Origin of the sequence: Dyella tabacisoli (assembly GCF_003350925.1) — a bacterium.
Taxonomy (GTDB): domain Bacteria; phylum Pseudomonadota; class Gammaproteobacteria; order Xanthomonadales; family Rhodanobacteraceae; genus Dyella_C; species Dyella_C tabacisoli.
Genome location: NZ_KZ857179.1, coordinates 72848 through 99321, shown reverse-complemented (window position 1 = coordinate 99321; position 26474 = coordinate 72848). Strand labels below are relative to the sequence as shown.

Sequence of the window (26474 nt, the reverse complement as noted above, 5' to 3'; positions counted from 1 at the left end):
TGCTGAGGCCACATTTGTCTAACCCCGCTCATGGCTGGTCGCCGCAAACTGAAATGAGTCTGGACATCTGGACGTCTGGACGTGACGGAATCGTCAACAACAAAGAATTTCAAAAGTAACTGTTGACAAGCCTCACCAGCCACCGTACGTTCGACTGCATGACGCAGCGCAACAGCCATAGCCGCATCGCCGAAAGGAACCGTCTTCAGACGGTTGCCGGCCTGCTGCAACTGCGCAGCCAGCTTCTTATTTCCCTCGTACTCGTACTCCTTATTACTAACGGAGGTGCGGGCTGAGGGCATGTGTACAGGTAACTAGAAACAAACCTGAATACTCCTAAAGAACCCCGCACCCGGAAACGGATGCGGGGTTTTTTTATGTCCTCGGCTACGCCTCAAGCGGAGCCAACATGAAACCCAGCGACACTCAATCCGACGACGGCGTAAGCGCGAATAGCGCCGCAGCCGATCGCGTACGCATCTTCGACACCACCTTGCGTGATGGCGAACAAGCGCCCGGCTTCTCGATGGATCGCCGCGCCAAGCTGCGCTTGGCACATGCGTTGGAGGCGCTGGGCGTGGACATCATCGAGGCGGGCTTTCCGCAGGCCTCGCCGGATGATTTCAACGCCGTCGCGGAAATCGCCCGCACGTTGAAAACACCCACTGTCTGTGGCCTCTCGCGCTGCGTCGTCGGTGATATCGACACCACCGGGCGCGCACTGGAATCGGCCCGTCACTCGCGTATCCACCTGTTTCTTTCCACCAGCCCGCTGCATCGCGAGCACAAGCTGGGCATGAGCCAGGCACAGGTGATCGACACCGCGGCGGCATCGATCGAGCGGGCACGCAAGCTGTGCCACGAGGTGGAATTTTCGGCCGAAGACGCCACCCGCACCGAGCCGGAGTACCTGGTCGAAGTGTTCAACGCGGCCGTTGCTGCCGGCGCCACCACACTGAACGTGCCCGACACCGTGGGCTATACCACGCCGTCGGAAATGGCCGAACTGTTTGGTTATCTGCGCCGGCACGTCAAAGGCGCCGAGCGGGTGATCTTCTCCACCCATTGTCACGACGATCTGGGCATGGCGGTGGCCAATAGCCTGGCTGCGGTGAGTGCCGGCGTACGCCAGGTCGAATGCACCATCAACGGCATCGGCGAGCGTGCCGGCAATGCTTCGCTGGAAGAAATCGTGATGGCGCTGAAAGTGCGCGCGCCGCATTTCGGCGTCGATACGCGCATCGACACGCGCAAGCTGTATCCGACCTCGCGCCTGTTGACCCAACTGACCGGCCAGAGCGTGGCGCGCAATAAAGCGGTGGTTGGCGAGAATGCCTTCGCGCATGAGTCGGGCATCCACCAGCACGGCATGCTCAAGCATCGCGGCACCTACGAAATCATGCGCCCGCAAGATGTCGGCATTGCCGAAACCAAGTTGGTGCTGGGCAAACATTCCGGCCGTCATGCGCTGCGTTCACGCCTGCAAGCGCTGGGCCACGAGGTGGAGGAGAGCGCCATGGATGGCATCTTCGCGCGCTTCAAAGCCTTGGCCGACAAGAAGCGCGAAATACACGACGAGGATCTGGAAGCGATCGCGCTGGGTCATGACCCCGACGCCATCGGCCCATGGCGAATCATGCAACTGCAAACGCATTCGCACTCGGGCAGCAGCGCATCAGCCTCGGTGAAACTAGCGCACGACGACGGCCGCGAAGTCGGCGAAGCCGCCATCGGCGACGGCCCGGTAGACGCCGTGCTGCGCGCGATCGAACGCGCCACCGGCGCCAGCCTCGAACTCACCCACTTTCAAGTTCGCGCAGTCAGCGAAGGCGGCGACGCCCAAGGCCAGGCCCAACTCACCGCACGCCATGCCGAGCGTGACTGGCGCGGCAACGGTGTCAGCACCGACATCGTCGAAGCCACCGCACTGGCCGCGCTCGCCATCGTCAACCGCATCGAACGACAGACACCGGCGGCCATCGGCGCCGCCGCACCACAGCCGCAAGGAGTTTCTGCATGAGCACGCCCTTCCTCTGGCACAACGGCCACATCAAGCCTTGGACCGAGGCCACCGTCCACGTCAGCACGCATGCGCTGCATTACGGCTCCTCGGTGTTCGAGGGCGAACGCGTGTATGCAACCCCGCAAGGCCCGGCGTATTTCCGCTTGGCCGATCACACCCGTCGCTTGTTCGAATCCGCCAAGGTCTACGAGATCGAGATCGGCTACAGCGAAGAAGCCATCAATGCTGCCTGCCTTGAGTTGATTCGCGTGAATCGGATGAAGTCGGCCTATGTGCGACCCATCGTATTTCGCGGCGCCGGTGGACTGGGCGTGTTGCAGAAAAACGGGGCGCCGGTGGATGTGGCGATCATGGCGCTCGATTGGGGCGCGTATCTGGGCGAGGCGGCCGAGCGCGGTGCGGATGTGTGCGTGTCCTCATGGCAGCGCCCCGCGCCGAACACCGTACCGAGCTGGGCCAAGGCTGGCGGCAATTACCTCAACAGCCAGTTGATCGGGCTGGAGGCACGGCGCGGCGGTTACGACGAGGGCATCGCGCTGGGCCACAACGGTTTGCTCAGCGAAGGCGCCGGCGAAAATGTGTTTGTGGTCAAGCGCGGCAAGCTGCTGACTCCACCGGCCAGCGCCGGCATCCTCGCCGGCATCACGCGCGAAACCGTGATGATGCTGGCGGCCGATTTAGGCATCCCGGTGGAAGAACGCGAGCTGCCACGCGAAGCGTTGTACAGCGCCGACGAAGTATTCATGACCGGCACCGCCGCGGAAATAACTCCGGTGCGTTCGGTCGATCGCAAACCGGTCGGTGCCGGCAAGCCCGGCCCGATCACGCAAACCTTGCGGCAAGCCTTTTTCGGTTTGTTCGATGGCCGCACCGATGACCGCCACGGCTGGCTGACACCGGTGCATACGGCCGCAAAGGAGGCCGCATGAGCGCCCGCACGCTGTTCGAAAAATTATGGGACGCGCATGTCGTTGTGCCGGAGAGCGCCGACACCCCGGCGATCCTCTATGTCGACCTGCACCTGGTGCATGAAGTCACTTCGCCGCAGGCCTTCACCGAACTGCGCGAACGCGGCCTGAAATTGCGTCGCCCGGATCGCACGCTGGCCACGCTGGATCACTCCACGCCGACTCTGCCGGCAAGTATCGACGGTGAACGTCCGTATGCGAATGCGGAAGCGAAAGCGCAGGTCGCAACGCTGGAAGCAAATTGCCGCGAATTCGGGGTCGAGTTGCATGGTTGGGATAGCGCCGACCGCGGCATCGTCCATGTGATTGGCCCCGAGCTGGGCGCCACCCAGCCGGGCATGACGATTGTCTGCGGCGACAGCCATACCTCGACCCATGGTGCATTCGGCGCGCTGGCCTTTGGCATCGGCACCACCGAAGTCGGTCACGTGATGGCCACGCAATGTCTGTTGCAGCGTAAGCCCAAGACATTGGCGATCCATGTAGACGGGCAGTTACCGCATGGCATCAGCGCGAAAGACCTGATCTTGCACATCATCGGCCAGATCGGCGTGGACGGCGGCACCGGCTACGTCATCGAATATCGCGGCGCGGCGATCGAGGCGATGTCGATGGACGAGCGCATGACCGTCTGCAATATGTCGATCGAAGCCGGTGCGCGCGCCGGCTTGATCGCACCCGACGACACGACCTTCGCCTGGCTTGAAGGTCGGCCGCGCGTGCCGCAGGCCGCTGCATGGGATGCGGCCGTGGCGGGTTGGCGCGCGCTGCGCAGCGATGCCGGCGCAACGTATGACCGCGAAGTGCGGGTCGACGCCAGCCAGGTGCGCCCTACCGTCACCTATGGCACTCATCCTGGCATGGCGATCGCGATGGATGCCCCAGTGCCTGCCGCACGCAACGCGCAGGAGCATCGCGCACTGGATTACATGCAGGCGACGCCGGGCCAACCGATGCGCGGCATGGCGGTCGACGTGGTCTTCGTCGGCAGTTGCACCAACTCGCGCTTGAGCGATCTGCGCGAGGCCGCGCAAGTGTTGCGCGGCCGGCATGTAGCGACCGGCGTACGCATGTTGGTGGTGCCGGGCTCCGAAGCGATCCGCCGCGACGCGGAGCGCGAAGGCCTGCATCGGGTGTTCACCGAAGCCGGCGCCGAGTGGCGCGTATCGGGTTGCTCGATGTGCATCGCGATGAACGGCGATCTGGCTCAGCCGGGGCAGTTGGTAGTGAGTACTTCCAATCGCAATTTCGAAGGACGCCAGGGCAAAGGCGCGCGCACGGTGTTGGCGAGTCCGGCCACGGCAGCGGCCTCGGCATTGGCTGGAGTGATTGCCGATGCGCGCGAGTACCTGACGGAGGCCGCCGCATGAAGCCGATCACCCGTATCCACTCCCGCACCGCCGTACTGGCGGACGAAAACATCGACACCGACCGCATCATTCCTGCGCGTTTTCTCACCACCACCGAACGCGCAGGTCTGGGCAAGCTGTGTTTTCACGATTGGCGTTATCAGGCCGACGGCAGCGATAACCCGGCCTTTCCGCTCAATCAGGCGCAAGCGCGCGGTTGCTCGATCCTGGTCGCCGGCAGCAATTTCGGTTGTGGCTCTTCGCGCGAGCATGCGCCATGGGCGTTGCTGGACTACGGCATCCAGGCCGTACTGTGCAGCGAGATTGCGGACATCTTCCGCAACAACGCGTTGAAGAACGGCCTGCTGGCGATTCTGATCGACCACGCCGAGCACCGCTGGCTGCTCGATCACCCCGGCATCGAACTGACCATCGACGTGCGCGAGCAGTACATCGCCCTGCCCGACGGCGGCCGCATCCAGTTTCAGTTGGAGCCATTCGCACGCCACTGCCTGCTCAACGGCGTGGATCAGCTTGGATACCTGCTACAGCACGCCGAAGCCATCGGCGTTTACGAAAAAACTCACCAGGAGGCTGCATGAAAGCTCACATCGTCACCCTGCCCGGCGATGGTGTCGGCCCGGAAGTCACCGCCGCGGCAGTTGCCGTGCTGCAAGCGGTAGCCGCGCGTTATAGCCATGAATTCAGCTTTGAAGAACAAGCCATTGGCGGCTGTGCCATCGATGCTTTCGGCGAACCGTTACCGGCTGCTGCCCTGGCGGCTTGCCAGCAGGCCGATGCGGTCTTGCTCGGTGCGGTAGGCGGTCCGAAATGGTCGGACCCGAATGCGCCGGTACGGCCGGAGCAAGGGTTGTTGGCCTTGCGCGCCGCACTAGGCGTGTATGCGAATCTGCGTCCATTGCAGGTGCATCCCGCGTTGGCGGCGTTGTCGCCGTTGAAGAACGAAAAGCTGAAAAACGTCGACGTGCTGTTCGTGCGCGAGCTCACCGGCGGTGCGTATTTCGGTGCCAAGACACGCACCGCCGATACCGCAACCGACGAGTGCAAATACACCGTCGCCGAAGTCGAGCGCGTGGTACGCCGTGCCTTCGACCTGGCTCGTGATCGGCGTCGGCATGTCACCTCGGTGGACAAGGCCAATGTGCTGGAAACCTCGCGGCTGTGGCGCAGCACCGTGCAACGGATCGCCGCCGATTACCCCGATGTGAAACTGGAACACCAACTGGTCGATTCAATGGCGATGCTGCTGCTCACCCAGCCTTCGCGCTATGACGTCGTGGTCACCGAAAACTTGTTCGGCGACATTCTCACCGACGAAGCCGCCGCGCTGGCCGGCTCGCTGGGCCTGCTGCCTTCGGCCTCGCTGGGTGAAGGCAGCAACGGTCTGTACGAGCCGATTCATGGCTCGGCACCCGACATCGCCGGGCAAAACGTAGCCAACCCCACCGGCGCCATTCTCTCGGCCGCGATGCTGTTGCGTCATTCGCTGCAGTTGGAGGCCGAAGCCGTGGCGATCGAGGCTGCGGTCGATCATGTGCTGACCCACGGCCCGCACACCCGCGATATCGGCGGACAGGCCAGCACCACCCAGATACGCGACGCCGTGCTGGCCGCATTCGAAGCACATGCGGATACCGCCGAAGCTTTTTTTAGCGGAGCGCGCGCATGCGGCTGAACACACCCGCCCGCCATAAGCCCCTCCCCCTGCTGCTAGTAGGGGGAGGCTGGGAGGGGGTCAAACCTCGCAACACATCCCACGCCTCCTCAACCCGTTTGCTCCCCCCTGCGTGTCCACGGAGCTGCAAGCGATGAGCGCCCACCCCCTCGCCTCATCGCTTCCCTCCACTCTCCCGCACGCAGGGGGGACATCACTTGTCCGTTACGCCACCGGAACCGCTCATGCGCAGTGATCTCATTAAAACCGGCCCCGACCGCGCGCCGGCCCGCGCCATGCTGCGCGCCACCGGGCTGGACGACGACGCCATCGCCAGGCCCCTGGTTGCCGTAGTGCATACCTGGTCCAACGTCAGCCCATGCAATCTCAACTTGCGCGAGCTGGCCGAACACACCGCCGCCGGCATTCGTGCGGCCGGCGGCACGCCGATCGAGTTCAACACCATCGCGGTTACCGATGGTATTGCGATGGGTACGCCGGGCATGCGCGCCTCGCTGATTAGTCGCGAAGTCATCACCGACTCGATCGAGCTGGCGGTCGATGGCCATTGCCTGGATGCGATGGTGGTGCTGTGCGGCTGCGACAAGACCATTCCTGCAGCAGCCATGGCGCTGGCCCGCTTGAATATTCCCGGCGTGGCCTTGTACGGCGGCAGCATCGCGCACGGCACGCACGACAACCATCCGATCACCATCCAGCAAGTGTTCGAGGCAGTCGGCGCCCACGGCGCCGGCAAGATCGACGACGCCGAACTGGCCTCGGTAGAACGCGATGCCTGCCCCGGTGCCGGTGCCTGCGGCGGTCAGTTCACCGCGAATACGATGGCGATGGTGCTGACCACGCTGGGCCTGTCGCCGATGGGCTTCAACGATATTCCGGCGACACATCCGGCCAAGGCTGGCGCGGCTTTTCGCTGCGGCGAATTGGTGATGGCGTGCTTGCAGGCCAATCGCACACCGCGTGAATTGCTCACCCGCACATCACTGCGCAACGCCGCGCGCATGGTCGCCGCTACCGCCGGCTCCACCAACGCCGTACTGCATTTGCTGGCGATTGCGCGTGAGGCCGGCGTGCATTGGACCTTGGAAGATTTTGAACCCGCCTCCAAGCACACGCCGGTGATCGCCGACCTGCTGCCCGGCGGCCGTTACACCGCGGTGGAGCTGTTCGGTGCGGGCGGCAGCGCGCGCGTGGCGCAAGAGCTGATCGCCGCCGGCATGCTCGACGACGCCCCCACCATCACCGGTCGCAGCCTGTTCGAGGAGGCCGCCGCCGCACCACGGGCCGAGCAACAGGAAGTGGTGCATCCGGTGGCGCAACCGCTGAAGCCACGCGGCGGTTATTCGATCCTCTACGGCAACCTCGCCCCAGAGGGTTGCATCCTCAAACTTGCCGGCAAAGGCAGCAGCCATTTCGAAGGCAACGCGCGGGTCTTCGAAAGCGAGGAACAAGCCTTTGCCGCCGTGCAGAGCGGCGGCATCGCCAAGGGCGACATCATCGTGATCCGCAACGAAGGCCCGGCCGGCGGCCCCGGCATGCGCGAAATGCTCGGCGTTACCGCCGCGCTGATCGGCCGTGGTCTCGGTGATGACGTTGCCCTGATTACCGACGGGCGCTTTTCCGGCGCCACGCACGGTTTCATGGTCGGCCATATCGCACCCGAAGCCGCCCGTGGCGGGCCGATTGCCCTGCTGCGCGACGGCGACCGTATTCGCATCGACGCCGATCGCCGCGAGATCGCCACCGACGCGGATCTGGTCACCCGTCGCGCCCATTGGAAGGCACCGCCGGCAAAGGTCACGCACGGCGCACTTGCCAAGTACGCGCGCTTGGTCGGCTCCGCCTCCGACGGTGCGACCACCCATCCCGACACCGCTGTCAGCACACCCAAACATACCCAAACCACCGCTACCGAAGGAGTCACCGCATGACCACTAACGACACGCTGGCCAAGGCCCGTATCGCCGTACTCGGCTATGGCAGCCAAGGCCGCGCCCACGCTCTCAACTTGCGCGACTCGGGTCTCGATGTCGTCGTCGGCCTGCGCAAAGGCGGCCCCTCGTGGGAGCGCGCGCACGCCGAGGGCTTTCGGGTTGCCGAGCCGGCCGAAGCAGTGCGTGATGCTGATTTGATCGCCGTACTCACCCCGGACATGGTGCAGCCGTCGCTGTATCGCGATGCCATCGAACCGAATATCAAAGCCGGCGCGGCACTGCTGTTTGCCCACGGTTTCAACGTGCACTTCAAACAGATCCAGCCGCGTAACGACATCGACGTCGTGCTGGTGGCACCCAAAGGCCCCGGCGCGCTGGTGCGTCGCGAATATGAAATCGGTCGCGGCGTGCCTTGCCTGTTCGCTGTCTATCAAGACACCAGCGGCCACGCCGAAGCGAAGGCCAAGGCCTATGCCGACGGTATCGGCGGCGGCCGCGCGATGTTGATCGAAACCGATTTCAAGGAAGAGACCGAAACCGATTTGTTCGGCGAGCAGGCCGTGCTTTGCGGCGGCGCCAGCGAGCTGGTCATCAAGGGTTTCGAGACCTTGGTCGAAGCCGGCTACAAACCCGAAATCGCTTACTACGAAGTAATGCATGAGCTGAAACTGATCGTCGACCTGTTCTATGAAGGCGGCCTCAAGCGCATGCTGGAATTCGTCTCCGAGACCGCCCAGTACGGCGACTACGTCAGTGGCCCGCGGGTCGTCGATGAGAGCACCAAGCAGCGCATGAAAGCCGTGCTCACCGACATTCAAGACGGCACCTTCGCGCGCAACTGGATCGCCGAATACCAGGCCGGCCTGCCCAACTACAAGCGGCTCAAGCAGGCCGATCTCGATCATCCGATCGAGCAGGTCGGCGCCAAGCTGCGTGCGCGCATGCCGTGGCTCAACGCCGGACAGGCCGCGCCGGCAGCGGCACCGTTGAAGAAAGTCGGCTGATTTTTGTAAAGCCCTCCCTCTTCCCAGCGATAAAAGCGCCAGGGAGAGGGAATTCCGCAAGCCATCATCAGAGGCCATCCGTGAGCACCCCGCAGATGCAAGCTATCGCAACACCCCAGCACGACACCGTCGACCACCCACTCAATGAGCAAGTCATGAGCGGTGCCGAAGTCGTCGTACAGGTGCTGGCCGACGAAGGCATCAAGGTGCTGTTTGGCTATTCCGGCGGCGCGATCCTGCCGGTGTACGACGCCGTATTTCGCTACAACGCCACCCATATCGGCCCGGACGGCGGCGAGCCGATGCCGTTGATCGTGCCGGCCAATGAGCAAGGCGCCGGTTTTATGGCGGCCGGTTATGCCCGCGCTTCGGGCCAGGTCGGCGTCGCCATCGTCACCTCCGGCCCCGGTGCCACCAACATGGTCACGCCGGTACGCGACTCGATGGCGGACTCGATCCCGCTCGTAGTGATCTGCGGCCAAGTGCCCACCACCGCCATCGGCAGCGATGCGTTTCAAGAAGCACCGGTCAGCAACATCATGAGCTCCTGCGCCAAGCACGTTTTTCTGCTTACCGACGCCGAGCAATTGGAAACCACCCTGCGCACGGCTTTCGAGATTGCGCGCAGTGGACGCCCTGGCCCGGTGGTGATCGATATTCCCAAGGATGTACAAAACGCTCCGCTGCGCTTTCAAGGCCAAGGTCGATTGCCGATTCCCGGCTATCGCGCGCGCTTGCGCGCCATCGAACAGGCATATGTAAGCGATGCCGCCTGCGCGAACTTCTTCGCCGCACTCGAACAGGCAAAGCGGCCCTTGATCTATGCCGGCGGCGGCGTGATCGCCGCAGGTGCCGCCACCGCGCTGCGCCGTTTCGTCGATACGTTCGGCCTGCCGGTGACCACCACGCTGATGGGCCTGGGCGCGTTCGACACGACCGAACCGCTCGCCCTGCATATGCTCGGCATGCACGGCACCGCCTACGCCAACTACGCCGTCGAGGATTGCGATTTCATGCTGGCGCTGGGCGCGCGTTTCGATGATCGTGTCGCCGGCGTGCCGGACAAATTCGCACCTGCCGCCCGCTTTATCGCGCAGATCGACATCGACCCGGCCGAGATCGGCAAGGTCAAACCGGTGCAATGGCATCACAGCGGCGATCTCACCCGCACACTGGAGCGACTGCATCAGTACGCCGAGCAACACGGTGTTGCGGCGCGTATGCATCGACGCTACGACGCCTGGCACACGCATATCGCCGAGCTTAAACGCAAGCATGTGCTGAACTATGACCGTGCCAACGCACTGATTCAGCCCTATGCCGTGATTGAGGAAATCAACCGCCACACACAAGGCCGCGCCATCATCAGCACCGGTGTGGGCCAACATCAAATGTGGGCGGCGCAGTACTTTGATTTTCGCGAACCACGCCATTGGCTTAGCTCCGGCTCGATGGGCACGATGGGCTTTGGCCTGCCGGCGGCTATCGGCGCGCAATTCGCGCGGCGTGACGCCATCGTGATCGACATCGATGGCGACGCCAGCATCCGCATGAATCTCGGCGAGCTGGAAACCGTGACCACCTATGGCCTGCCGGTGAAGGTCGTAGTGCTCAACAACCAGGGCGACGGCATGGTGCGGCAATGGCAGAAGCTGTTCTTCAAAGGCCGCTTTGCTTCGTCGGACAAAAGCCTGCACAAAAAAGATTTCATCAAGGCTGCGCAGGCCGACGGCTTTGAGTGGGCGCAGCGATTGGAACGCCCAGAGGATCTCGTCGCGACGATTGCCAGCTTTATTGCCTTCGACGGCCCGGCTTTTCTGGAGGTAATGATCGACCCCGATGCGGGCGTGTATCCGATGGTTGGTCCGGGTGCGACGTATGCCCAGATGATTACCGGTGACTTTATTCCCTCGCGCCTGATGCCGGTGGAAGGCGAAGCAGCTACCGATATGTTTTGAGCAGACCTGTTTTGAGCAGACCGGCATAACCACAAGAAGCTACCGACGCGAAACCGGGATACCCATGAAACACACACTTTCCATCCTGTTGCAGAACGAGTCCGGCGCCCTGGTTCGCGTCGCCGGCCTGTTTGCCGCGCGCCACTGCAATATCGATGCGCTCACCGTCGCCGCCACCGAAGATCCAGCCGTATCGCAATTGACCTTGGTGATGCATGGCGCGGAGACCACCGTGCAACAAATCATCGAGCAAACGCGCAAACTGGTCGATGTCATTGAAGTCAACCGCTCGACCGTTGCCGCGCTGGCATGAGCGCATCACTCGCCGCACGCACGAGCGCTGTCGTAACCGACGCCATGTTGTCGGACCACGACTTGCTACGCCGCACGCTGGCCGCACGCGTCTACGAGGTAGCGCGCGAAACCGCGCTGGAACATGCGCCCCTGTTGTCGGCCCGGCTTGGCAACCGGGTGCTGCTCAAACGCGAAGACCAGCAACCGGTGTTCTCGTTCAAGCTACGCGGCGCCTATAACAAGATGGCCGGACTCAACCCCGCCCAACGCGCACGCGGAGTGATTGCGGCGTCGGCGGGTAATCACGCGCAAGGGGTGGCGCTGGCCGCCGCTCGCCTCGGCATCCGCGCGGTCATCGTGATGCCGGTAACGGCACCGCAAGTGAAAGTGGATGCCGTGCGCCGCCTGGGTGGCTCGTCGGTGGAAGTGATCCTCACTGGCGACTCCTACAGCGATGCGCAAACCACGGCCGCGCGCCTGCATGCGGAACATGGCTATACCTTCGTCCATCCATTCGACGATGCCGATGTGATTGCCGGGCAGGCCACCGTAGGCATGGAGATCCTGCGCCAACATCCTGGTCCGCTGCATGCCGTCTTTGTGCCGGTCGGCGGCGGCGGCCTGCTGGCCGGCGTGGCGGCCTATATCAAAATGCTGCGCCCTGAGATTCAAGTGATTGGCGTACAGGCTGCCGACTCCGATGCGATGACACGTTCGCTGGAGAGCGGCGAACGTGTCGCCCTGGACGAAGTCGGCCTGTTCTCCGACGGCACCGCCGTAAAACAAGTCGGTGCACAAACCTTCGCGCTCTGCCGACAGTATGTGGATGGCATGCTGCGGGTCGACACCGACGCGATCTGCGCAGCCATCCGCGATGTGTTTCAAGAAACCCGCAGCGTGCCCGAACCCGCCGGCGCACTGGCACTGGCCGGACTCAAGCAATACGCCGCCGAACACGGCCTGCGCGACGCTACGCTGGCAGCCATCGTCTCCGGCGCCAATATGAACTTCGATCGCCTGCGCTTCGTCGCCGAACGCGCCGAAGTCGGTGAACAGCGCGAAGCCGTGTTCGCGGTAACCATCCCCGAAGAACGCGGCAGCTTTCGCCGCTTCTGCGCCGCACTCGGCCAACGCAATATCACCGAATTCAACTACCGCATCGGCAACGCCGCCCAGGCGCATATCTTCGTCGGCATCCAAACCCAGGACCGCGACGAAAACGCCGCACTGGCGATGGCCTTTCACGAACAAGGTTTTGCCGCGCTCGACCTCACCGATGACGAACTAGCCAAACTGCATCTACGCCATATGGTCGGCGGCCGCTCGCCACTGGCCCACAATGAACAGCTCTACCACTTCGACTTTCCCGAACGCCCCGGCGCATTGACCCGTTTCCTCGGCCATATGCATCCCGATTGGAATATCAGCCTGTTCCACTACCGCAATCACGGCGCCGACTACGGCCGCATTCTGGTCGGCATCCAGGTACCGGCCGGCGAACGTCCGCTGTTTCAGCAGTTTCTCGGCACGCTCGGCTATCCGTATCGGAACGAGAGCGATAACCCCGCTTATCGGTTGTTGTTATGTGAGTGAAGCTAGCGCGAGCGGCAGCTATCTATTGCTACAGCGACTAGCACTTGCGCCGATTGCGGCCATCCAAGTCTAAGAGTCACTCAATGCATGGATTTTGCCTATCTCATAGCCGATAGCAAGCATAATCATTCCGCACAAAATGATTCCTGCAACAACGATGTGGCGACTTTTTGGGGAAAAGTAGGCGCTTTATCTCCATTTCTCATGACAATCTCCATCATTAATTATCAGGTCGCTTTTAGCATCAAAGCCATATGTATTATTCCCATCGAGACTTTCTATCGACCCACCGCATGGCGAGACGGCACCACAACGCAAGTACAAAAGAAATCACACCAAGCACGAAATGTAGCGACCACGGTTCGTTGCCAAGGCAGATGAAGAGGCCTAAGCCGAACATCGTCACGAACCACATCATATGGGTTCGACGCGAGCCTGACTTTCCAACAGCCAGTCTTATCGAAAAAGGCCAGCTGGCCCGATTATTTTCTGTCTTCACTCGGACTCCATCACAAAGAAAGCTGCCATCGTCTGCAATAAATTGTCGGAAATATTCGTCCGCAGCTTGTCAATTATTATTCATTGAATTCACGAAATAACCATTTGTTATTCGAGCCACATAGGCCGGCACCAAAAAATTGAGCATTGCGGGCAATTCGGCCGAATTAGCCCTGTACATGACAAGATTTTCATGGGCATAGCTCAGCAACCGCAGCGCAAACCGGCGAATAAAAGTCAAATCTGGACTAACTTATCTAGCGATGCCCGTCACCTTAGCGCCATGTCATTTCTTACGACCAAAATACTTTAATATCTGCCATTGCGCACCACCTATACCAATAGAGGCAACGCCAAGACATATTTCATAGGCATATGAGTCTCTAGCACCTCTAATCACAAGCATTAACCCGACGACAACTATGTAATAGAGAACAAGGCCAGATAAGCCATGCAATGCTCGCTCCGTGTAGAATCTTTTTTCGCTCACAACTGACCTCCCTGAAATTCTCGCAAAAGATATTTACGCGTATATAACATGCGTACTCACGTTAAAAATGTTGCGTCACCGCGAATCATGCTGACGGTGACGCAACCATCATGGCATTGAGTTATCTTCCGTCACCTTAACTGGCCATTATTCCGGCGATTAATACGAATGCAATGCCAGCAACAGCACCACACATAAGCACTCCTTTTCCAACGCCGTAGCCAATGGCATCGCCCAATTCATACGCCGTCACTCCGCCGCTAACGGCTTGCACTTGCTCGAAAGACAAAGATTCCATTTTTGACACTCCTTTTTAGAACGCACGATGGAAACCGTTTAGGAATCCTGCAATGAAATCGACTGCTATCGGTCCAACGGTATTGATGAAATCCGCCCCGGAATTGGGTAGACCGCCGCTCACGTCACTAATTTCAATATCCGTCATTTCATACATGTCATGATCCTTTTCTTGGTTAGCTGACGATTGGCCGCCTCAGCCTCGGCTTTACCGGACCGCAACAGCAATCCGATAAATCTCGTACATTTGTGAATTCAAGACCCCATTTGCCGACCCACCTTCAGTTCGGCAGGACTTACCTTCCCCGCATCAAAAATTATGATCTGGTCAGCACTAGCAACAGTCTCCGGCCGATGCGCAATCACAACCCGTGTCACATCGAGCTTTTGCACAGCGGCATTCACCAGCCGCTCGCGCTCCATATCCAAATGACTGGTCGCTTCATCCAGCACTAATAACTTCGGTTGCCGATATAGCGCTCTTGCCAAGATGACCCGTTGCTTCTGACCTCCAGACAAGCTGGAGCCCATATCTCCAACCAGGCTTTGGTAACCCATTGGCATCGCAACAATGTCGTCGTGGATGGCGGCTAGTTGCGCGGCTGCGCCTATTTTTTGCTGCGTCGCATCCGTATCGAAAAAGCTGATGTTGTCGGCAATCGATCCGGCGAAGAGTTGATCGTCTTGCATTACAGCGCCGACCATGTGGCGATAGGTGTCCAAGCCAAGCTTGCGGATATCGATACCGCCAAACAGCACTTCGCCTTGTGTCGGTTGCAGCAAGCCGAGCATTAGCTTGGCTAGTGTGGTCTTGCCGCAACCCGATGGGCCGACGATGGCGACGGACTCACCGGCCTTGATGTGAAGGCTGCAGTCTTTCAAAATCCAAGGCTCGCTGTCGGCATAGCGAAAGCTGACGTTGCGCACTTCGATGCTTGCCTCGGGGCGCGGCCCCTCCCATGCCGACTCGACTTCGGTCTCCGGCGGCGTCAAGGCGATATCGGCCACGCGCTCGGCATGCAGCTTGAGCATGCGGAAATCCACCCACTTGTCGATCAACCCGGCAGCGCGGCTGGTGAATTGATCGGCGTAGGCGATAAAGGCCACCAGCATACCGGCCGAGAATTCGTTCTTAAGCGCCAGTGCGGCGGCGATCCAGATCAGAACCACGCGGCCGATGCCAAACATCAGCTGGTTGCTCAACGTAAACGCTATCCCTAAACGTTGAATGCCAATTTCGCGATTTGTGCTAGCTACTGTCGCATTGGCATAGCGCGTCAACCGTTCACTTTGCTTATTTGCAAGCTTAATTGGCATAGCTCCGCGAATGGATTCCAGCAGCTCGCTTTGTTGCCGCGCCCCATACACGATCTGCTCTTCGTTGGCCCGACGCAGCGGATTGAAAAATGCCCATCGTGTAAGCCCGTACGCGACAAACAGGCCCATCACCAGCGCAGTAAGCCAGATGCTGTAGAAGGCCATCACAATCACGGTGACCAGCGACATCAGGCCATCCAGCAAAGAGCCGACGAATTGGGTGGTGAGCGTCTTCTGAATGGTCTGGATGGAGCCGAAACGCGACACCACGTCGCCAACATGGCGCTTCTCAAACCAGTCCAGCGGTAGCTTCATCAGATGCGCAAACAGGTTGCTGGCCCACTGCACATTGAGGGTGGCTCCCAACCAAGTGACCGCCCAGGAACGCGCGGCGGTAATGAGTGCCGAGAAGATCACGACACCGATAAACCCGAGGCCAAGAAGAGCAAGCAGATCGCGGTCAGCCGAGACCAGCACTTGATCTAGGACCCATTGCATATAGAACGGCCCGGCGAGTGCGAACACCTCCAGCGCCAATGCCAATAGCAGGATCTGCAACAGGGCCGGCACCAGCCCGCGCACGCGGCCTGTCAGCGCACGCATCGACACGGCCTGACGTTCACGCACAGGCTCAAAGCTGGCCGAGGGGCTTAGCTCCAAGGCGATACCGGTGAAGTGTGCCGACACTTCTTTCAGGCTAAGTTTCTGGATGCCTCGTGCCGGATCATGGATAACGATGCCGCGGGCGTGAGCGCGCCTAAGCACTACAAAATGGTTGAGATCCCAATGCAGCAGGCATGGAGTCCTCAGTTGGGTCAGATGCTCCAAATCCAGTTTGAGTGGCCGACAGACGAAATCCAGTTTGGCGGCCATCTCCATCACGCGCGCCAGCGTGGCTCCTTTGAGTGATGTCGAGAATCGACGGCGCATGCCGGCCAGATCGACGTCATGACCGTGATAGCGTGCAACCATGGCTAGTGCGGCCAGGCCACATTCGGCCGCTTCGGTCTGCAGCAGCATCGGCAACCGCCGCGACCAGCCGAAGTGCAGAGTGGATCGATGCGCCTGAGCCGCAGGCGCGGGCACATGCTTCGTATCGTCAACCATGAGCGGCATCCATGACTAAACGGCGACTGAGTCCATACAGAGGCTCGAACACCCATTCGATCAGCCTGCGCCGCTCCATCAGCACATCGGCATCCAGCGCCATGCCCGTCCGCAGCGCCTCCGACCTGCCGTAAGCCAGAACGTATTGGTTATCCAATGCCACTTGCACGCGATACAGCGGCTCTTGTGTTCGCCGCGAATCGGCACCGATCAATGCAGTGACTTCGCTAGTGGTTAGCGTACTACGAGATATCTCCGAGACATACCCGTAGTGCTGACCGAACTTCTGATAAGGAAACGCCTGATAACGCAGCACCACTCGGCTGCCAGGCTCGATGAAGCCGACGGCACGACTAGGCACCAGTAGCTGCGCCTGCAACACCGCGCCACTAGGTAGCAATGAGAGCAAAGACTGGCCTGCGGCAACCATCTGCCCCTGTTTGAGCAATACGGTGGAAATCGTGCCATCGCGCGGCGCGCGCAGAACCACGGCGCGCCGCATTTCGTTTTGCGCCACGGCTTGGCGGATATCGGCCAACTTACGCTCGGTGTCATTGCGCTGGGTAGCGGCATCGAGTGGTAACTGCGCCAGCTGCTGTGCTGCCGTGTTTGCCTGTTGTCGCAGCTCAAGCTGCTGCCGCATCAGGGTCTTGTGCTGAGCCCTTGCATCTAAAAGCGCCGTTTCCTGCTGCTGTATCTGGAACGCGGATACAAAGTTTTTAGCAGCCAACGGCTTGATGCGTTCCAACAAGTTTTGCGCACTGGCGGTCAATTGTTTTTGGATGACCAGTTGCTCGTCGATCTGGGTGATCTGAGAGCGCAGCAAAGCCACCTTGCCGCTCAGCGCATCGACCTGTTGCTTCGATATCTGTTGCTGTGTCAGCAAATCAGACTTTAGTCGTGCTTGCTGCTCGTCGAGCTGATCGCTTACCAAAGCATGCGTATCACCAAGAGCAGCACTACCCTGTTCACTGGATATCTCTATGAGCGGGTCACCCCGGTGCACCTTTTGCCCATCGCGAACCAGCACCTGAACGATGGTGCCTGCATTGTTTGCCGTGACATTGAGCAAACCGGCATCCGGCACTAACTGCCCAACGACACTCTCACGCCGCGTGTATTGGCCGAAGACCAGGAAGATCAAGATCAACGCGGCGAGCGCGAGACCCCAACTGACCAGAAGCCAGCGTGACAGAGGAGCTGCGACGATGATGCTGCCTAGCCATTCGCTACGCTTTGCATCAATGACTTCCTGTCTGAATAACGACGTCCCTGACATCGACTGCGCTCCCATCCCCAGGCGAACTCAGCCACATCCCAATGTGGCTGGGCTCCAGTCTTTGCTTAATGAGAATCGCCGGTCAATGAGAAAAATCTGAAAGTTCTGTGCCGCAAATGGCGCTGGCCACCATGGAGCGATGCCGGCACACGACCCTGCACAGCAGACCCAATCGTCACCCAACCCGCAGCCCCGCCCGCCGGATTCGCAAAATAATTCGACCCGCCGCCCGCACCGAGCTGCCGCATCCCGGCGCCTGCCGGCAAATATCCACAGGTAGGGGGGTACCACCTTGGCTGCGTTTAGGGGTTGAGGGAGACGCAACTCTAGCCAAGGTCTATAGCCATCCATTCGGCCCTATTTCATCGCCATTCCAGCCACTGCCGCGATATTTCGGCGGCGATCGGGACGGCTTTTCATTCCCCACCACGCTTTGCGGCGGCGGTGGAGAACGTTGCCTGCACGGACCGCAGGTCGCGAGGTTCTCGCACTCCCCCCTGTGAGGACCGCCCCCGGTTATTGGGGGCAGCCCCTCCTCCCTTGTGCTTCGGCACAGGGGAGGAGTTTTTTATTAGTTACATTAGTAACTTATGCCATACGACGCACCCTTGAGTAATTACGATACTCTGCCCGGTATCCCGCTTTTCCGCGCATGGTGTCAGGGCATGGGTCAAGGTACGGCCGAAGGCGAACAGCCGGAGGGTTTTCCAGCGAATGCAACCAGCTTCGACAGCTTCGTACGCGAGCAACGGGGAGCACTGGTAGGTTTCTTGCGGCGACGCGTGTCTTGTGAAGAAGACGCTCAAGACGTTGCGCAGGAAAGCTTCGTGCGCCTGATCCGCTACCGCGAATACGCACCGGAATCCTGGAGCTCCCTGCTCTACCGCATCGCGATCAATGCGCTCAACGATCGTGCACGCCGCGCGCAGACGCATCACAGCGCAGACCATGTAAGCCTCGATGAGAATGCCTATGGGCTGGCTTCGGCCGATCAGGCGCATGACCAGCAAATCGAAACCCAGCAAGAGCTGGCACGTGTGCAGAAGGCATTGCTGGGGTTGCCGACGCGCTGCCGGGAAATCTATCTGCTCAATCGGATCGAGGGGATGAGCTATCCCGAGATCGCCAAACACTGCGGCATTTCGGTAAAAGCGGTCGAGAAACAGATCAGCAAAGCGCTCGTACTTTTGCGCAAACGTTTAGGTCTACTCGGCATGGAGGCCATACAAACACCATGAACATGCATCACTCCGCCTCATTGCCAGATAGTGCAGAGGCCTGGCTGGCCCGGCTGCATTCGCCTGAATGCGGCACGCACGAGCGTGAGGCGTTCGAGCGCTGGCGCACGCAAAGCCCGGCGAATGCGCAGGCCTATGCGCAAACCGAACGGCTGCATCAAATGGCGGCCGCACTGGCCGGCGATCCGCTGCTGCGCGCAGCAAGCCTCGCCGCCAGGCGCAGCAGTGCGCAGCGTCACGAACGCCGTCGCCTGTGGTGGCTCACGGTGCCGATCGCCTCGGCCGCCTGTTTGTTGCTCGCCTTTGGCATGTCGTTTTACTGGCGTGGCACGGCTACCGATACGCAACCGATGCAACGCTACGCCAGCGCGACGGGCAAGCCGCAAGTGCTGTCGCTACCCGATGGCACGCGCATGATCCTGGATGCCGACTCCACCGTCACCACGCACTTCGACGACAAACGCCGCCTGGTCGTGCTCGATCGTGGCCGTGCCGAATTCGTCGTGGCGCGGACGTCCAAACCGTTTGAAGTACGCGCAGGCGGCAATACCATTCGCGACATCGGCACCACGTTCCAGGTCAGCAAGGACGACGATGCCGTTACCGTCGGCCTGCTCGAAGGCGTCGTCGCGGTCACGCAAGGCGACGGCGATGATGCAAAGACCCGCACCCTCGCACCCGACCAGCAGATCCGCATCGCCAACGACGGTAGCCGTACCGATATCCAGCCATTGGATAGCGAAGCCGCGCGCGCCTGGGCCCATGGCGAGCTGATGTTCCACCAGCGTCGGCTGGATGCCCTGCTGACCGAGATGAACCGCTATTCGCAGACTAAATTGCGCCTTGGCGATATCAGCCTGGCCTCACTGAAGGTGAGTGGCAGCTTTCACGCGGGCGACCAGGATGCCTTGGTCAAGGCCTTGGTGGCTGGCTGGGGGCTACGCGCCGAAGTCAGCGCCGAACACGAGTTGACGCTATATCCAATCTCCATCAAACACAGCATGCACTAAAGGATCACACCACTGAGAGTCGTACCCAATCACTCCCCACCTGCGGTGCCATCGTTGCGACCGCGGCTCGCCTAGCCGTATGTCTGTTGGGGGACAGCACATCGTCAGGGGCGCAGGCTTTCTCGTCGCATTGATGGGATGGCTGCTGACTGTGCACGTCTACGCGGCAGCGGCGGAAACACATAACTACAGCATCCCCGCGGGCTCGCTGGACGATAGCCTGCATGCTTTCGCCAGTCAGAGCGGCACGCAGATTCTCTATGCGCCCGAGCTGACTGCTCACCACCGCAGCGACGGCTTGTCGGGGCGCTTCGATGCCAACCAGGCTTTGCGCCGGCTACTGCAGGGCAGCGGCCTCAACGCCATCGCCGTCAACAACAACACTTACGTACTAAAGACCGCCGCGCCTGCTCCGCCGCTGCCGTCGACCGCGATACCACCGATCGAGCGCGTACAGACCGCGACGAAGTTGATGCCAGTGGAAGTTACCGGCACCCATATCCGTCGCACCAGCCTGGAAACCGCCTCACCGCTCACCATCATCAGCCACGAAGAGATCGAGCACAGCGGCTATCAGACCCTGTACGACCTGTTGCGCGCGCAACCCGGCATCCGCGTCAGCAACGCGCCGGTAGCGATGACGGACGGCGCTGTCTATCAGAACAATGGACTGTCCGGCGCCACCGGCGCCGCGTCAGTTGATCTGCGTGGCCTCGGCTCGGCCGCCACGCTGTTTCTGATCGATGGTCAGCGCATGGCCGGCTATGGACTCGCGCAGGATGATTCCACCACGGTCAACGATCTCAACAGCATTCCCCTGGCACTGATCGAACGCGTGGAAATCTTGCGCGACGGCGCCTCGGCCATCTATGGCTCGGACGCGATGGCCGGCGTCATTAATGTGATTCTGCGCAAGACCGCCACGGGACTCAGTCTGACCGGCAGTTATGGCGTATCCGGGCACAGCGATGGCCGTCAACGCCGGTTCACCGCCAGCTTCGGCGGCCAGATCAGCCACGACGGCCACGCGCTGTTGAGCGTGGATTATCTGCAGCGCCAGCCTTTGCTGGGCGCTGCCCGCTCCTGGAACACCCAGGGTCCGCATAAACAAGACAGCACTAACGGCAGTGCCACGCCCGGCGGCGATGAGTTCTTTCTCGATGGCGCCAGCGTGCGCCACACCGCCGATTGCTCGCAGCAAGATCCGCACGCCAACGGTAACTGTGTCGACGACTCCGCCAGGCTGACCAATTTGCAGACCGGATTTCTCAGCCGTTCGGTACTCGGCCATCTCGATCAGAATCTCGGTTCCGTACAAGCCTATGCGGATCTGCGCTGGACCCAGGTCACCCAGCGCCAGCAGATGGCACCGGTCAAAGAAGATCTGTGGCTGCCGGCCAATCATCCCGACAATAAGCGACACCGGGGTCAAACCGTCTATGGCTATTCAGTCAACGATCTGGGGCCGGTGCGCGACGTTACCGAATCGACCAGCAACCATCTCACTCTGGGCCTCAAGGGCGGCTTAGGCGAATGGGACTGGGACACGCACGTCAACGACCAGCGCAACCGAAGCGAGGATCGGCTCGACGGTTTGATCCGCACCGACCTTTTCGCGCGGGCGCTGTTCAACGGCAACTATCGCTTCGACGGACACAATAATCCGCAGTTGCTGGCAGCTATTTCACCGACCTTGATCCGCCATGCGCACGCCTCGCAAACCGGTGCAAGCCTGCATCTCGCCGGCCCGCTGGCGCAGTGGTCGCAGGGTGCGCTGTCGATGGCGCTTGGCGTAGAGGCTTATCGCGACCGGCTCAGCGATACCCCTGACCCGCTGCTGCTCAGCAACCAGGTGTTCCAGTTTCAAAGCCCCTCCGCGCGCCGCGAAGATCGCTGGAGTTCGGCCGCCTATATGGAATTGAGCGCACCATTGACCCGCAGCCTGGAAGTCGACCTGGCCTGGCGCATGGATCGCAGTCAGGGCTATGGCCGTGCGATCTCTCCGAAGTTCGGCGTGAAGTGGAACCTGGCCGATAGCTTCAGCGTGCGCGGCACCTGGGCCAAGGGTTATCGCGCGCCGACCTTGCTGCAACTGAGCCGGCCGGCAACCCTGGCCGCGACCGGTTTCCTGATGCAGGTACCGAACCAGATCCTGCCTTGCAACGTGTCGTATCCAGCCGATGAAAACACCTCGTTCTGCGAGGTGCGCTTGAACTCGGTCAACAATACCCAACTGCGCCCGGAGACCTCGCACAGCTATACCTTCGGTATGGTCTGGGCACCGACCAGCGACATGGGCATCGCGCTGGACTTCTACCGGATTCGCCGCAACAACGAGATCACCCAGCTACCGGTCACCTATGCCGTACAGCATCCCGGTAGCTATCCGCAGCTATTTCAACGTGATCGCCATGGCGAGCTGTATGCGCTCAATCAGCAATTGGTCAATCTCGGCCATACCGATGCGCGCACCATCGACCTGGACCTGCGCTATGGCCTGCAGACCGCGCATTACGGTCACTATGCGCTCAATCTCGGCGTCAATTATCTGGCCCGATTGAACCGCGAAGTGGTCGCCAACACACCGCTGCTGCATTACGCCGGGTATGCCTCGCAGCCGCGCTGGAGTGCCCTGGCCGGCTTGGAATGGCGTTATCGCGATTGGACCACCACGGCAAATCTTCGCTACACCGGTCACTATCGCTATGCACCTTATGCCGACAGCTATCTGAGCTGCCCCGATTACCTAGAGCAAGCCGACAAATGCAACACGCCGGCCTTTGTCCTGCTCGACCTCAACACGGCCTATAGCGGTTTTCGGCATTGGACGCTGGCGCTCAACGTGCATAACGCACTCAATCATTCGCCGGTGTATTACGGCACCCCCGGCACGGCCTACAACCCGTTGTTCGACGACGTACTCGGCCGCTATTACCTTTTCAGCTTTACCTATCGACCCTGAGCAGGCGTCTTGCTCCTCCCCCTACAAGCAGTGTCGTAGGTTGGGGTGAGCAAAGCGAACCCCAACGTGGCACCCAATACGATGCCCGACCGTGGCATGTTGGGGTTCGCTTTGCTCACCCCAACCTACCGCTCACCCCAACCGCTCACCCTGACCTCGATGCCTTGCCCCTCCGCTCCCGTCAAGGTGGGGTGAATCGACGTCTGTTGCGTTTCAGTGACAGGGGGAAGGCACGCACACCGTGCAATCAGCCAGCGCGCACTCATGACCGACGACGTCGTACGTCCCGGTCCGGGCTCGTGTGTGTCTGGCTGTGGTGCGACGTGATGTTTGCGCCTTCACCGGGACGCAAGACATAAGACAAGCTCAAAGGGGTTGATTGATGAAATTGAAGGTCATGGCCGCGCTGACTGCGGCCGCACTGGGAACGTTGGCGGGCGGCGGGACTGCCGAGGCAATGAACATCCACGTCAATGGAAACCAGGTTTTCCTGTCCGGCGACGTGAAGTATTCCGATCTGTATGTGCTCGCCGATGTCATTGACCGGCTGCGCAGCCAGGGCAAAAGCATCGACACGCTGGTGATGCGCAACTCCAATGGCGGATCGGTTTATGCCGGCTATGACATCGGCGACTTCGCGCGCCGCAACAACCTCAAAACCGTAGTCTCCGGTTATTGCATTTCCGCGTGCTCGATGATGTTCGTGGGCGGCGCCACGCGCGCCTTCGCCAACCAGGATCAACCGCTATGGAACCAGTACATCGGTATCCACGGCGTTACCGGCGGTGATGGCGGATATCAGGATTCCAGCCGAAGCACGCCGTTCTATCAGTACTTTTTGCAGGCCATCGCCAACGGCAATCCGGCCAACACCGATACCCAGTTGCAGGACGATGCCTTCAGCGACCATGGCAGCGCCTATGCCAGGCTGTTCGACCCCGCCGCCAAGCAGAACCCCGCGGTGTTCTGGTGCCATTCCAATTGCAATGATCCCAAACAGTACAAGGCCTATCCCAACGATAACGTCTACAACCTGGGCTACATCACCGAGCACACGGCCGCGGCCACGACGGATACCTTGACCGTCAGCAAAAATGTTTCCGGCAATATCAATCCGAACTACTACAACGCTTACGACCCGTCAGTCAGGCCATACCTCAACGAGACCATGACGAGTTTCTCCGAGGCATGGAATTTTCTGACCGCGAATTTATCGCCGCAGTCCGCGCCGGTGCTGACTAACCAGGCTTTTCTGGATGACATCGAAGTTCAACTTTATAACCGCCTGTCGCCGGCCGACCGGAAGCGCCTGCTGACGCAGTACACCGCTGCGTACTATCTGCAGACGGAGACCTTGCAGCAGTTCCAGCAAAACCTGACCGATCCGAACTCCTACGAAAGCCAGTCTTTTGCCCAGATCAACAACTACAGCGCGCTGCCGTTCGTCGATCGCAACGTGCTTTCGGTCGGCGATGCGTACGGCATCATCAAAGTGACCAACGGGGCGACCTGGACTCTCGGGAGTGGCCTGCATAGCGCCGCCGATGCGCTGATCCTCGACGGCGGCAATCTTCATCTGGATGGCGGCACACTGAATGTCTCGGACAACTACTTCAGCAACGGCGGCGTGCTCGAAGGCGCCGGCACACTAGGTGCTGCGACGCAGTGGGCTACGGTGTACGTCAGCGATCTGGCGCGCATCCACCCCACCGGCAACGGCCTGGATGTCACTGGCAATATCCGGCTCAATGCCAATGCGTTGCTGGCCATCGACGTCAACCCGGCCCTGGCGCATGGCCCTGCGCCGCTGCGCTTCGACCTTTATAACGGCGGCACTTATAGCTCGATGAGTGCATTGAGCATCCGCAGCAAAACCGATCAACTTGCGCTCAATGTCAGCCCCGGTTTCTACCAGCCCGGCCAAAAGTATGCCCTGGTGGGTTACAGCGCGGATCTGCCCAAGCAACTGGCCAGCGCGGCGGCGGCGCAGATCTCGCCCAGCGACATCAATATTGTCTATGGCAGCTTCAAGCATCTGTTGCGCGCCGATGCCAATGGCGTTCCGTTGGCGGGTTACGACGTCGACCCGACCGCGGCCGACCCGCGCCTCGCCGCCTTCCATCCCTTCGACGGTTCACTCGTCAGCTTTCAACTGATTCAGCAGCTCAACGGTATCTGGCTGCAAGCCAACAATCCTTTTGCCGATTCCAGCCTGTGCGGACCTGCCGACTGCGGCCTCAGCCATGCATTGAGCGCGGCGGCACAGATGCCGGGCAACGGGTTGCAACCGCTGCTGGGTGCGCTGGAGTTCGCCAACAGCACGCAGGCCGCACGCGTTGCCGGGCAATTGCGCGGCGAAAGCTATGGCAGTCTGCGTACGGCCTCGCTAAGCCTGCTCGGCGATTTCGGTGGCGCGCTCAACCAGCATCTGCGCGCGGCTAACCCGAGTGCGGAACAAGCGGCCAACGTCGCCTTCGCTGCCGGCGCCGCGGGCATGGGCCTGGACAACCCGCGCCGAACCGGTGACCTGTCATCGATGATGAGCTACCTGGTCGCCAACGACGACACCACCGGGGGCGGCACATCGCACAGCGATGGCGCTGCGCTGTGGGGTCGGCTGTTCGGTAATCGCGGGCATCTCGATGGCAGCAACGGTGTCGCCGGAATGCGCCAGCACAGTGTCGGTGTCATGCTCGGTCTCGATAAGCAAGTCGGTGCAAGCACGGTGATCGGCGGCTCGCTCGGCTACGGCAAGCTACGCGCCGATGGTGTGGATAACGGTTTCAACGGTCGCGTGCGTGCACTGGACGCACGCTTCTATGTGGACTATCGCTACGACCGCGGCTACCTCGATGCGGTCGTCGGCTACACCCACCTGCGCAACTCAACCCATCGCGCCATCGAATTGCCGCCGTACTTCGCCCAGGCCAACGCCCGCTATGACGGCAACGCATACTCCTTGCATCTGGAGCATGGCTGGACGTTGCGCGATCGCCATGACGTGGTGTGGCAGCCGATTTTCCCCAGCATCGATCTGGTGCGTTTGCCGGGTACGCATTTCGCCGACCAGGGCGCCGGTGCCGCCGGGCTTAACGTCGATGCCAAGCATGTCACCGATAGCCGCATCGGCGTGGGCCTGCAGGTTTACAAGACCTTCGACTGGAGCAGCCACGGCGAGCTGACTCCTCACGCCCGCTTGTTGCTGCAGCATCGCTTCAGTGCGCATGAGAACGGCTTTCTGGCCGACCTGCAGGGCTATCCGCAAGGCGTGTTCGAAGTCAGCAGCCAACGCGAAGGACTCAACCATGCGCTGCTCAATCTCGGGCTCAGCGCTCGCCGTGGCGCGAGCACGTCGTTCATGCTCGACTACCTCGGTGACTTCGCCAAGCGGCATCGCGACCATGGCGTGATGCTCGGCGCACGCTATCGCTGGTAATAAGCAGGCGTGGCGGACCAG

20 protein-coding genes are annotated in these 26474 nt (G+C 60.9%); 15 read left to right on the top strand and 5 right to left on the bottom strand.

Annotation, left to right across the window (positions count from 1 at the left end; translation table 11 throughout):
- The first annotated feature begins 409 nt into the window (after positions 1-409).
- The 11 genes from DVJ77_RS15495 (at position 410) to DVJ77_RS21170 (ending at position 13200) form a co-directional block, all read left to right on the top strand.
- The gene (locus tag DVJ77_RS15495; protein WP_114846427.1) at positions 410-2020 is read left to right on the top strand and encodes a 2-isopropylmalate synthase; all 1611 of its coding nucleotides are present in this window, start codon (positions 410-412) and stop codon (positions 2018-2020) included.
- Entirely contained in the window at positions 2017-2952 is a 936-nt protein-coding gene (locus DVJ77_RS15490; protein ID WP_114846426.1) for a branched-chain amino acid transaminase, read from the top strand. Before DVJ77_RS15495 ends, DVJ77_RS15490 begins: the two co-directional genes overlap by 4 nt.
- Positions 2949-4361 (top strand): 3-isopropylmalate dehydratase large subunit, encoded by a 1413-nt coding sequence (gene leuC, locus DVJ77_RS15485; protein ID WP_114846425.1) that lies wholly within the window; start codon positions 2949-2951, stop codon positions 4359-4361. Before DVJ77_RS15490 ends, leuC begins: the two co-directional genes overlap by 4 nt.
- Complete coding sequence (gene leuD / locus DVJ77_RS15480; RefSeq protein WP_114846424.1) at positions 4358-4942, top strand: 3-isopropylmalate dehydratase small subunit; 585 nt, start codon at positions 4358-4360, stop codon at positions 4940-4942. The genes leuC and leuD overlap by 4 nt, the downstream gene beginning before the upstream one ends.
- Positions 4939-6036, top strand: coding sequence for a 3-isopropylmalate dehydrogenase (gene leuB / locus DVJ77_RS15475; RefSeq protein ID WP_114846423.1), 1098 nt, complete (start codon positions 4939-4941; stop codon positions 6034-6036). Before leuD ends, leuB begins: the two co-directional genes overlap by 4 nt.
- A gap of 224 nt (positions 6037-6260) precedes the next feature.
- Entirely contained in the window at positions 6261-7967 is a 1707-nt protein-coding gene (gene ilvD / locus DVJ77_RS15470) for a dihydroxy-acid dehydratase (protein ID WP_114846422.1), read from the top strand.
- Positions 7964-8974, top strand: a complete 1011-nt coding sequence (gene ilvC, locus DVJ77_RS15465) for a ketol-acid reductoisomerase (protein ID WP_114846421.1) — start codon at positions 7964-7966, stop codon at positions 8972-8974. Before ilvD ends, ilvC begins: the two co-directional genes overlap by 4 nt.
- Before the next feature lie 95 nt (positions 8975-9069).
- The gene (gene ilvB / locus DVJ77_RS15460) at positions 9070-10932 is read left to right on the top strand and encodes a biosynthetic-type acetolactate synthase large subunit (RefSeq protein ID WP_225428041.1); all 1863 of its coding nucleotides are present in this window, start codon (positions 9070-9072) and stop codon (positions 10930-10932) included.
- Between the two features lie 64 nt (positions 10933-10996).
- The gene (gene ilvN / locus DVJ77_RS15455) at positions 10997-11245 is read left to right on the top strand and encodes an acetolactate synthase small subunit (protein ID WP_114846419.1); all 249 of its coding nucleotides are present in this window, start codon (positions 10997-10999) and stop codon (positions 11243-11245) included.
- On the top strand, positions 11242-12819 hold the full coding sequence (gene ilvA / locus DVJ77_RS15450; protein ID WP_114846418.1) for a threonine ammonia-lyase, biosynthetic: 1578 nt from the start codon (positions 11242-11244) through the stop codon (positions 12817-12819). The genes ilvN and ilvA overlap by 4 nt, the downstream gene beginning before the upstream one ends.
- A gap of 87 nt (positions 12820-12906) precedes the next feature.
- Positions 12907-13200: a hypothetical protein gene (locus DVJ77_RS21170; RefSeq protein WP_162791515.1), complete on the top strand. Its 294-nt coding sequence runs from the start codon at positions 12907-12909 to the stop codon at positions 13198-13200.
- 403 nt (positions 13201-13603) lie between these two features.
- Here DVJ77_RS21170 and DVJ77_RS21165 read toward each other — a convergent pair whose 3' ends face one another.
- From DVJ77_RS21165 to DVJ77_RS15440, 5 genes are all read right to left on the bottom strand, one after another.
- On the bottom strand, positions 13604-13807 hold the full coding sequence (locus DVJ77_RS21165; RefSeq protein ID WP_162791514.1) for a hypothetical protein: 204 nt from the start codon (positions 13805-13807) through the stop codon (positions 13604-13606).
- Between the two features lie 136 nt (positions 13808-13943).
- Entirely contained in the window at positions 13944-14105 is a 162-nt protein-coding gene (locus DVJ77_RS21160; RefSeq protein WP_162791513.1) for a hypothetical protein, read from the bottom strand.
- Positions 14106-14120: 15 nt separating this feature from the next.
- Complete coding sequence (locus DVJ77_RS21155; RefSeq protein WP_162791512.1) at positions 14121-14261, bottom strand: hypothetical protein; 141 nt, start codon at positions 14259-14261, stop codon at positions 14121-14123.
- 98 nt (positions 14262-14359) lie between these two features.
- Entirely contained in the window at positions 14360-16528 is a 2169-nt protein-coding gene (locus DVJ77_RS15445; RefSeq protein ID WP_114846417.1) for a peptidase domain-containing ABC transporter, read from the bottom strand.
- Positions 16521-17807: an HlyD family secretion protein gene (locus DVJ77_RS15440; protein WP_114846562.1), complete on the bottom strand. Its 1287-nt coding sequence runs from the start codon at positions 17805-17807 to the stop codon at positions 16521-16523. Before DVJ77_RS15440 ends, DVJ77_RS15445 begins: the two co-directional genes overlap by 8 nt.
- 665 nt (positions 17808-18472) lie before the next feature.
- Here DVJ77_RS15440 and DVJ77_RS15435 point away from each other — a divergent pair.
- The 4 genes from DVJ77_RS15435 (at position 18473) to DVJ77_RS15420 (ending at position 26453) form a co-directional block, all read left to right on the top strand.
- Positions 18473-19045, top strand: coding sequence for an RNA polymerase sigma factor (locus DVJ77_RS15435; RefSeq protein WP_114846561.1), 573 nt, complete (start codon positions 18473-18475; stop codon positions 19043-19045).
- Complete coding sequence (locus DVJ77_RS15430; protein ID WP_114846416.1) at positions 19042-20055, top strand: FecR family protein; 1014 nt, start codon at positions 19042-19044, stop codon at positions 20053-20055. Before DVJ77_RS15435 ends, DVJ77_RS15430 begins: the two co-directional genes overlap by 4 nt.
- 79 nt (positions 20056-20134) lie before the next feature.
- Complete coding sequence (locus DVJ77_RS15425) at positions 20135-23017, top strand: TonB-dependent receptor (RefSeq protein WP_114846415.1); 2883 nt, start codon at positions 20135-20137, stop codon at positions 23015-23017.
- A gap of 382 nt (positions 23018-23399) precedes the next feature.
- Positions 23400-26453, top strand: a complete 3054-nt coding sequence (locus tag DVJ77_RS15420) for an autotransporter domain-containing protein (protein ID WP_114846414.1) — start codon at positions 23400-23402, stop codon at positions 26451-26453.
- Positions 26454-26474 lie beyond the last annotated feature (21 nt).

Bases quoted from the DNA above. Each gene is read 5' to 3' on its own strand.
- DVJ77_RS15495 (WP_114846427.1), top strand. From the start codon at position 410: ATGAAACCCAGCGACACTCAATCCGACGACGGCGTAAGCGCGAATAGC.
- DVJ77_RS15490 (WP_114846426.1), top strand. From the start codon at position 2,017: ATGAGCACGCCCTTCCTCTGGCACAACGGCCACATCAAGCCTTGGACC.
- leuC (WP_114846425.1), top strand. From the start codon at position 2,949: ATGAGCGCCCGCACGCTGTTCGAAAAATTATGGGACGCGCATGTCGTT.
- leuD (WP_114846424.1), top strand. From the start codon at position 4,358: ATGAAGCCGATCACCCGTATCCACTCCCGCACCGCCGTACTGGCGGAC.
- leuB (WP_114846423.1), top strand. From the start codon at position 4,939: ATGAAAGCTCACATCGTCACCCTGCCCGGCGATGGTGTCGGCCCGGAA.
- ilvD (WP_114846422.1), top strand. From the start codon at position 6,261: ATGCGCAGTGATCTCATTAAAACCGGCCCCGACCGCGCGCCGGCCCGC.
- ilvC (WP_114846421.1), top strand. From the start codon at position 7,964: ATGACCACTAACGACACGCTGGCCAAGGCCCGTATCGCCGTACTCGGC.
- ilvB (WP_225428041.1), top strand. From the start codon at position 9,070: ATGCAAGCTATCGCAACACCCCAGCACGACACCGTCGACCACCCACTC.
- ilvN (WP_114846419.1), top strand. From the start codon at position 10,997: ATGAAACACACACTTTCCATCCTGTTGCAGAACGAGTCCGGCGCCCTG.
- ilvA (WP_114846418.1), top strand. From the start codon at position 11,242: ATGAGCGCATCACTCGCCGCACGCACGAGCGCTGTCGTAACCGACGCC.
- DVJ77_RS21170 (WP_162791515.1), top strand. From the start codon at position 12,907: ATGGATTTTGCCTATCTCATAGCCGATAGCAAGCATAATCATTCCGCA.
- DVJ77_RS21160 (WP_162791513.1), bottom strand. From the start codon at position 14,105: ATGGAATCTTTGTCTTTCGAGCAAGTGCAAGCCGTTAGCGGCGGAGTG.
- DVJ77_RS21155 (WP_162791512.1), bottom strand. From the start codon at position 14,261: ATGTATGAAATGACGGATATTGAAATTAGTGACGTGAGCGGCGGTCTA.
- DVJ77_RS15445 (WP_114846417.1), bottom strand. From the start codon at position 16,528: ATGGTTGACGATACGAAGCATGTGCCCGCGCCTGCGGCTCAGGCGCAT.
- DVJ77_RS15440 (WP_114846562.1), bottom strand. From the start codon at position 17,807: ATGTCAGGGACGTCGTTATTCAGACAGGAAGTCATTGATGCAAAGCGT.
- DVJ77_RS15435 (WP_114846561.1), top strand. From the start codon at position 18,473: ATGGGTCAAGGTACGGCCGAAGGCGAACAGCCGGAGGGTTTTCCAGCG.
- DVJ77_RS15430 (WP_114846416.1), top strand. From the start codon at position 19,042: ATGAACATGCATCACTCCGCCTCATTGCCAGATAGTGCAGAGGCCTGG.
- DVJ77_RS15425 (WP_114846415.1), top strand. From the start codon at position 20,135: ATGTCTGTTGGGGGACAGCACATCGTCAGGGGCGCAGGCTTTCTCGTC.
- DVJ77_RS15420 (WP_114846414.1), top strand. From the start codon at position 23,400: ATGAAATTGAAGGTCATGGCCGCGCTGACTGCGGCCGCACTGGGAACG.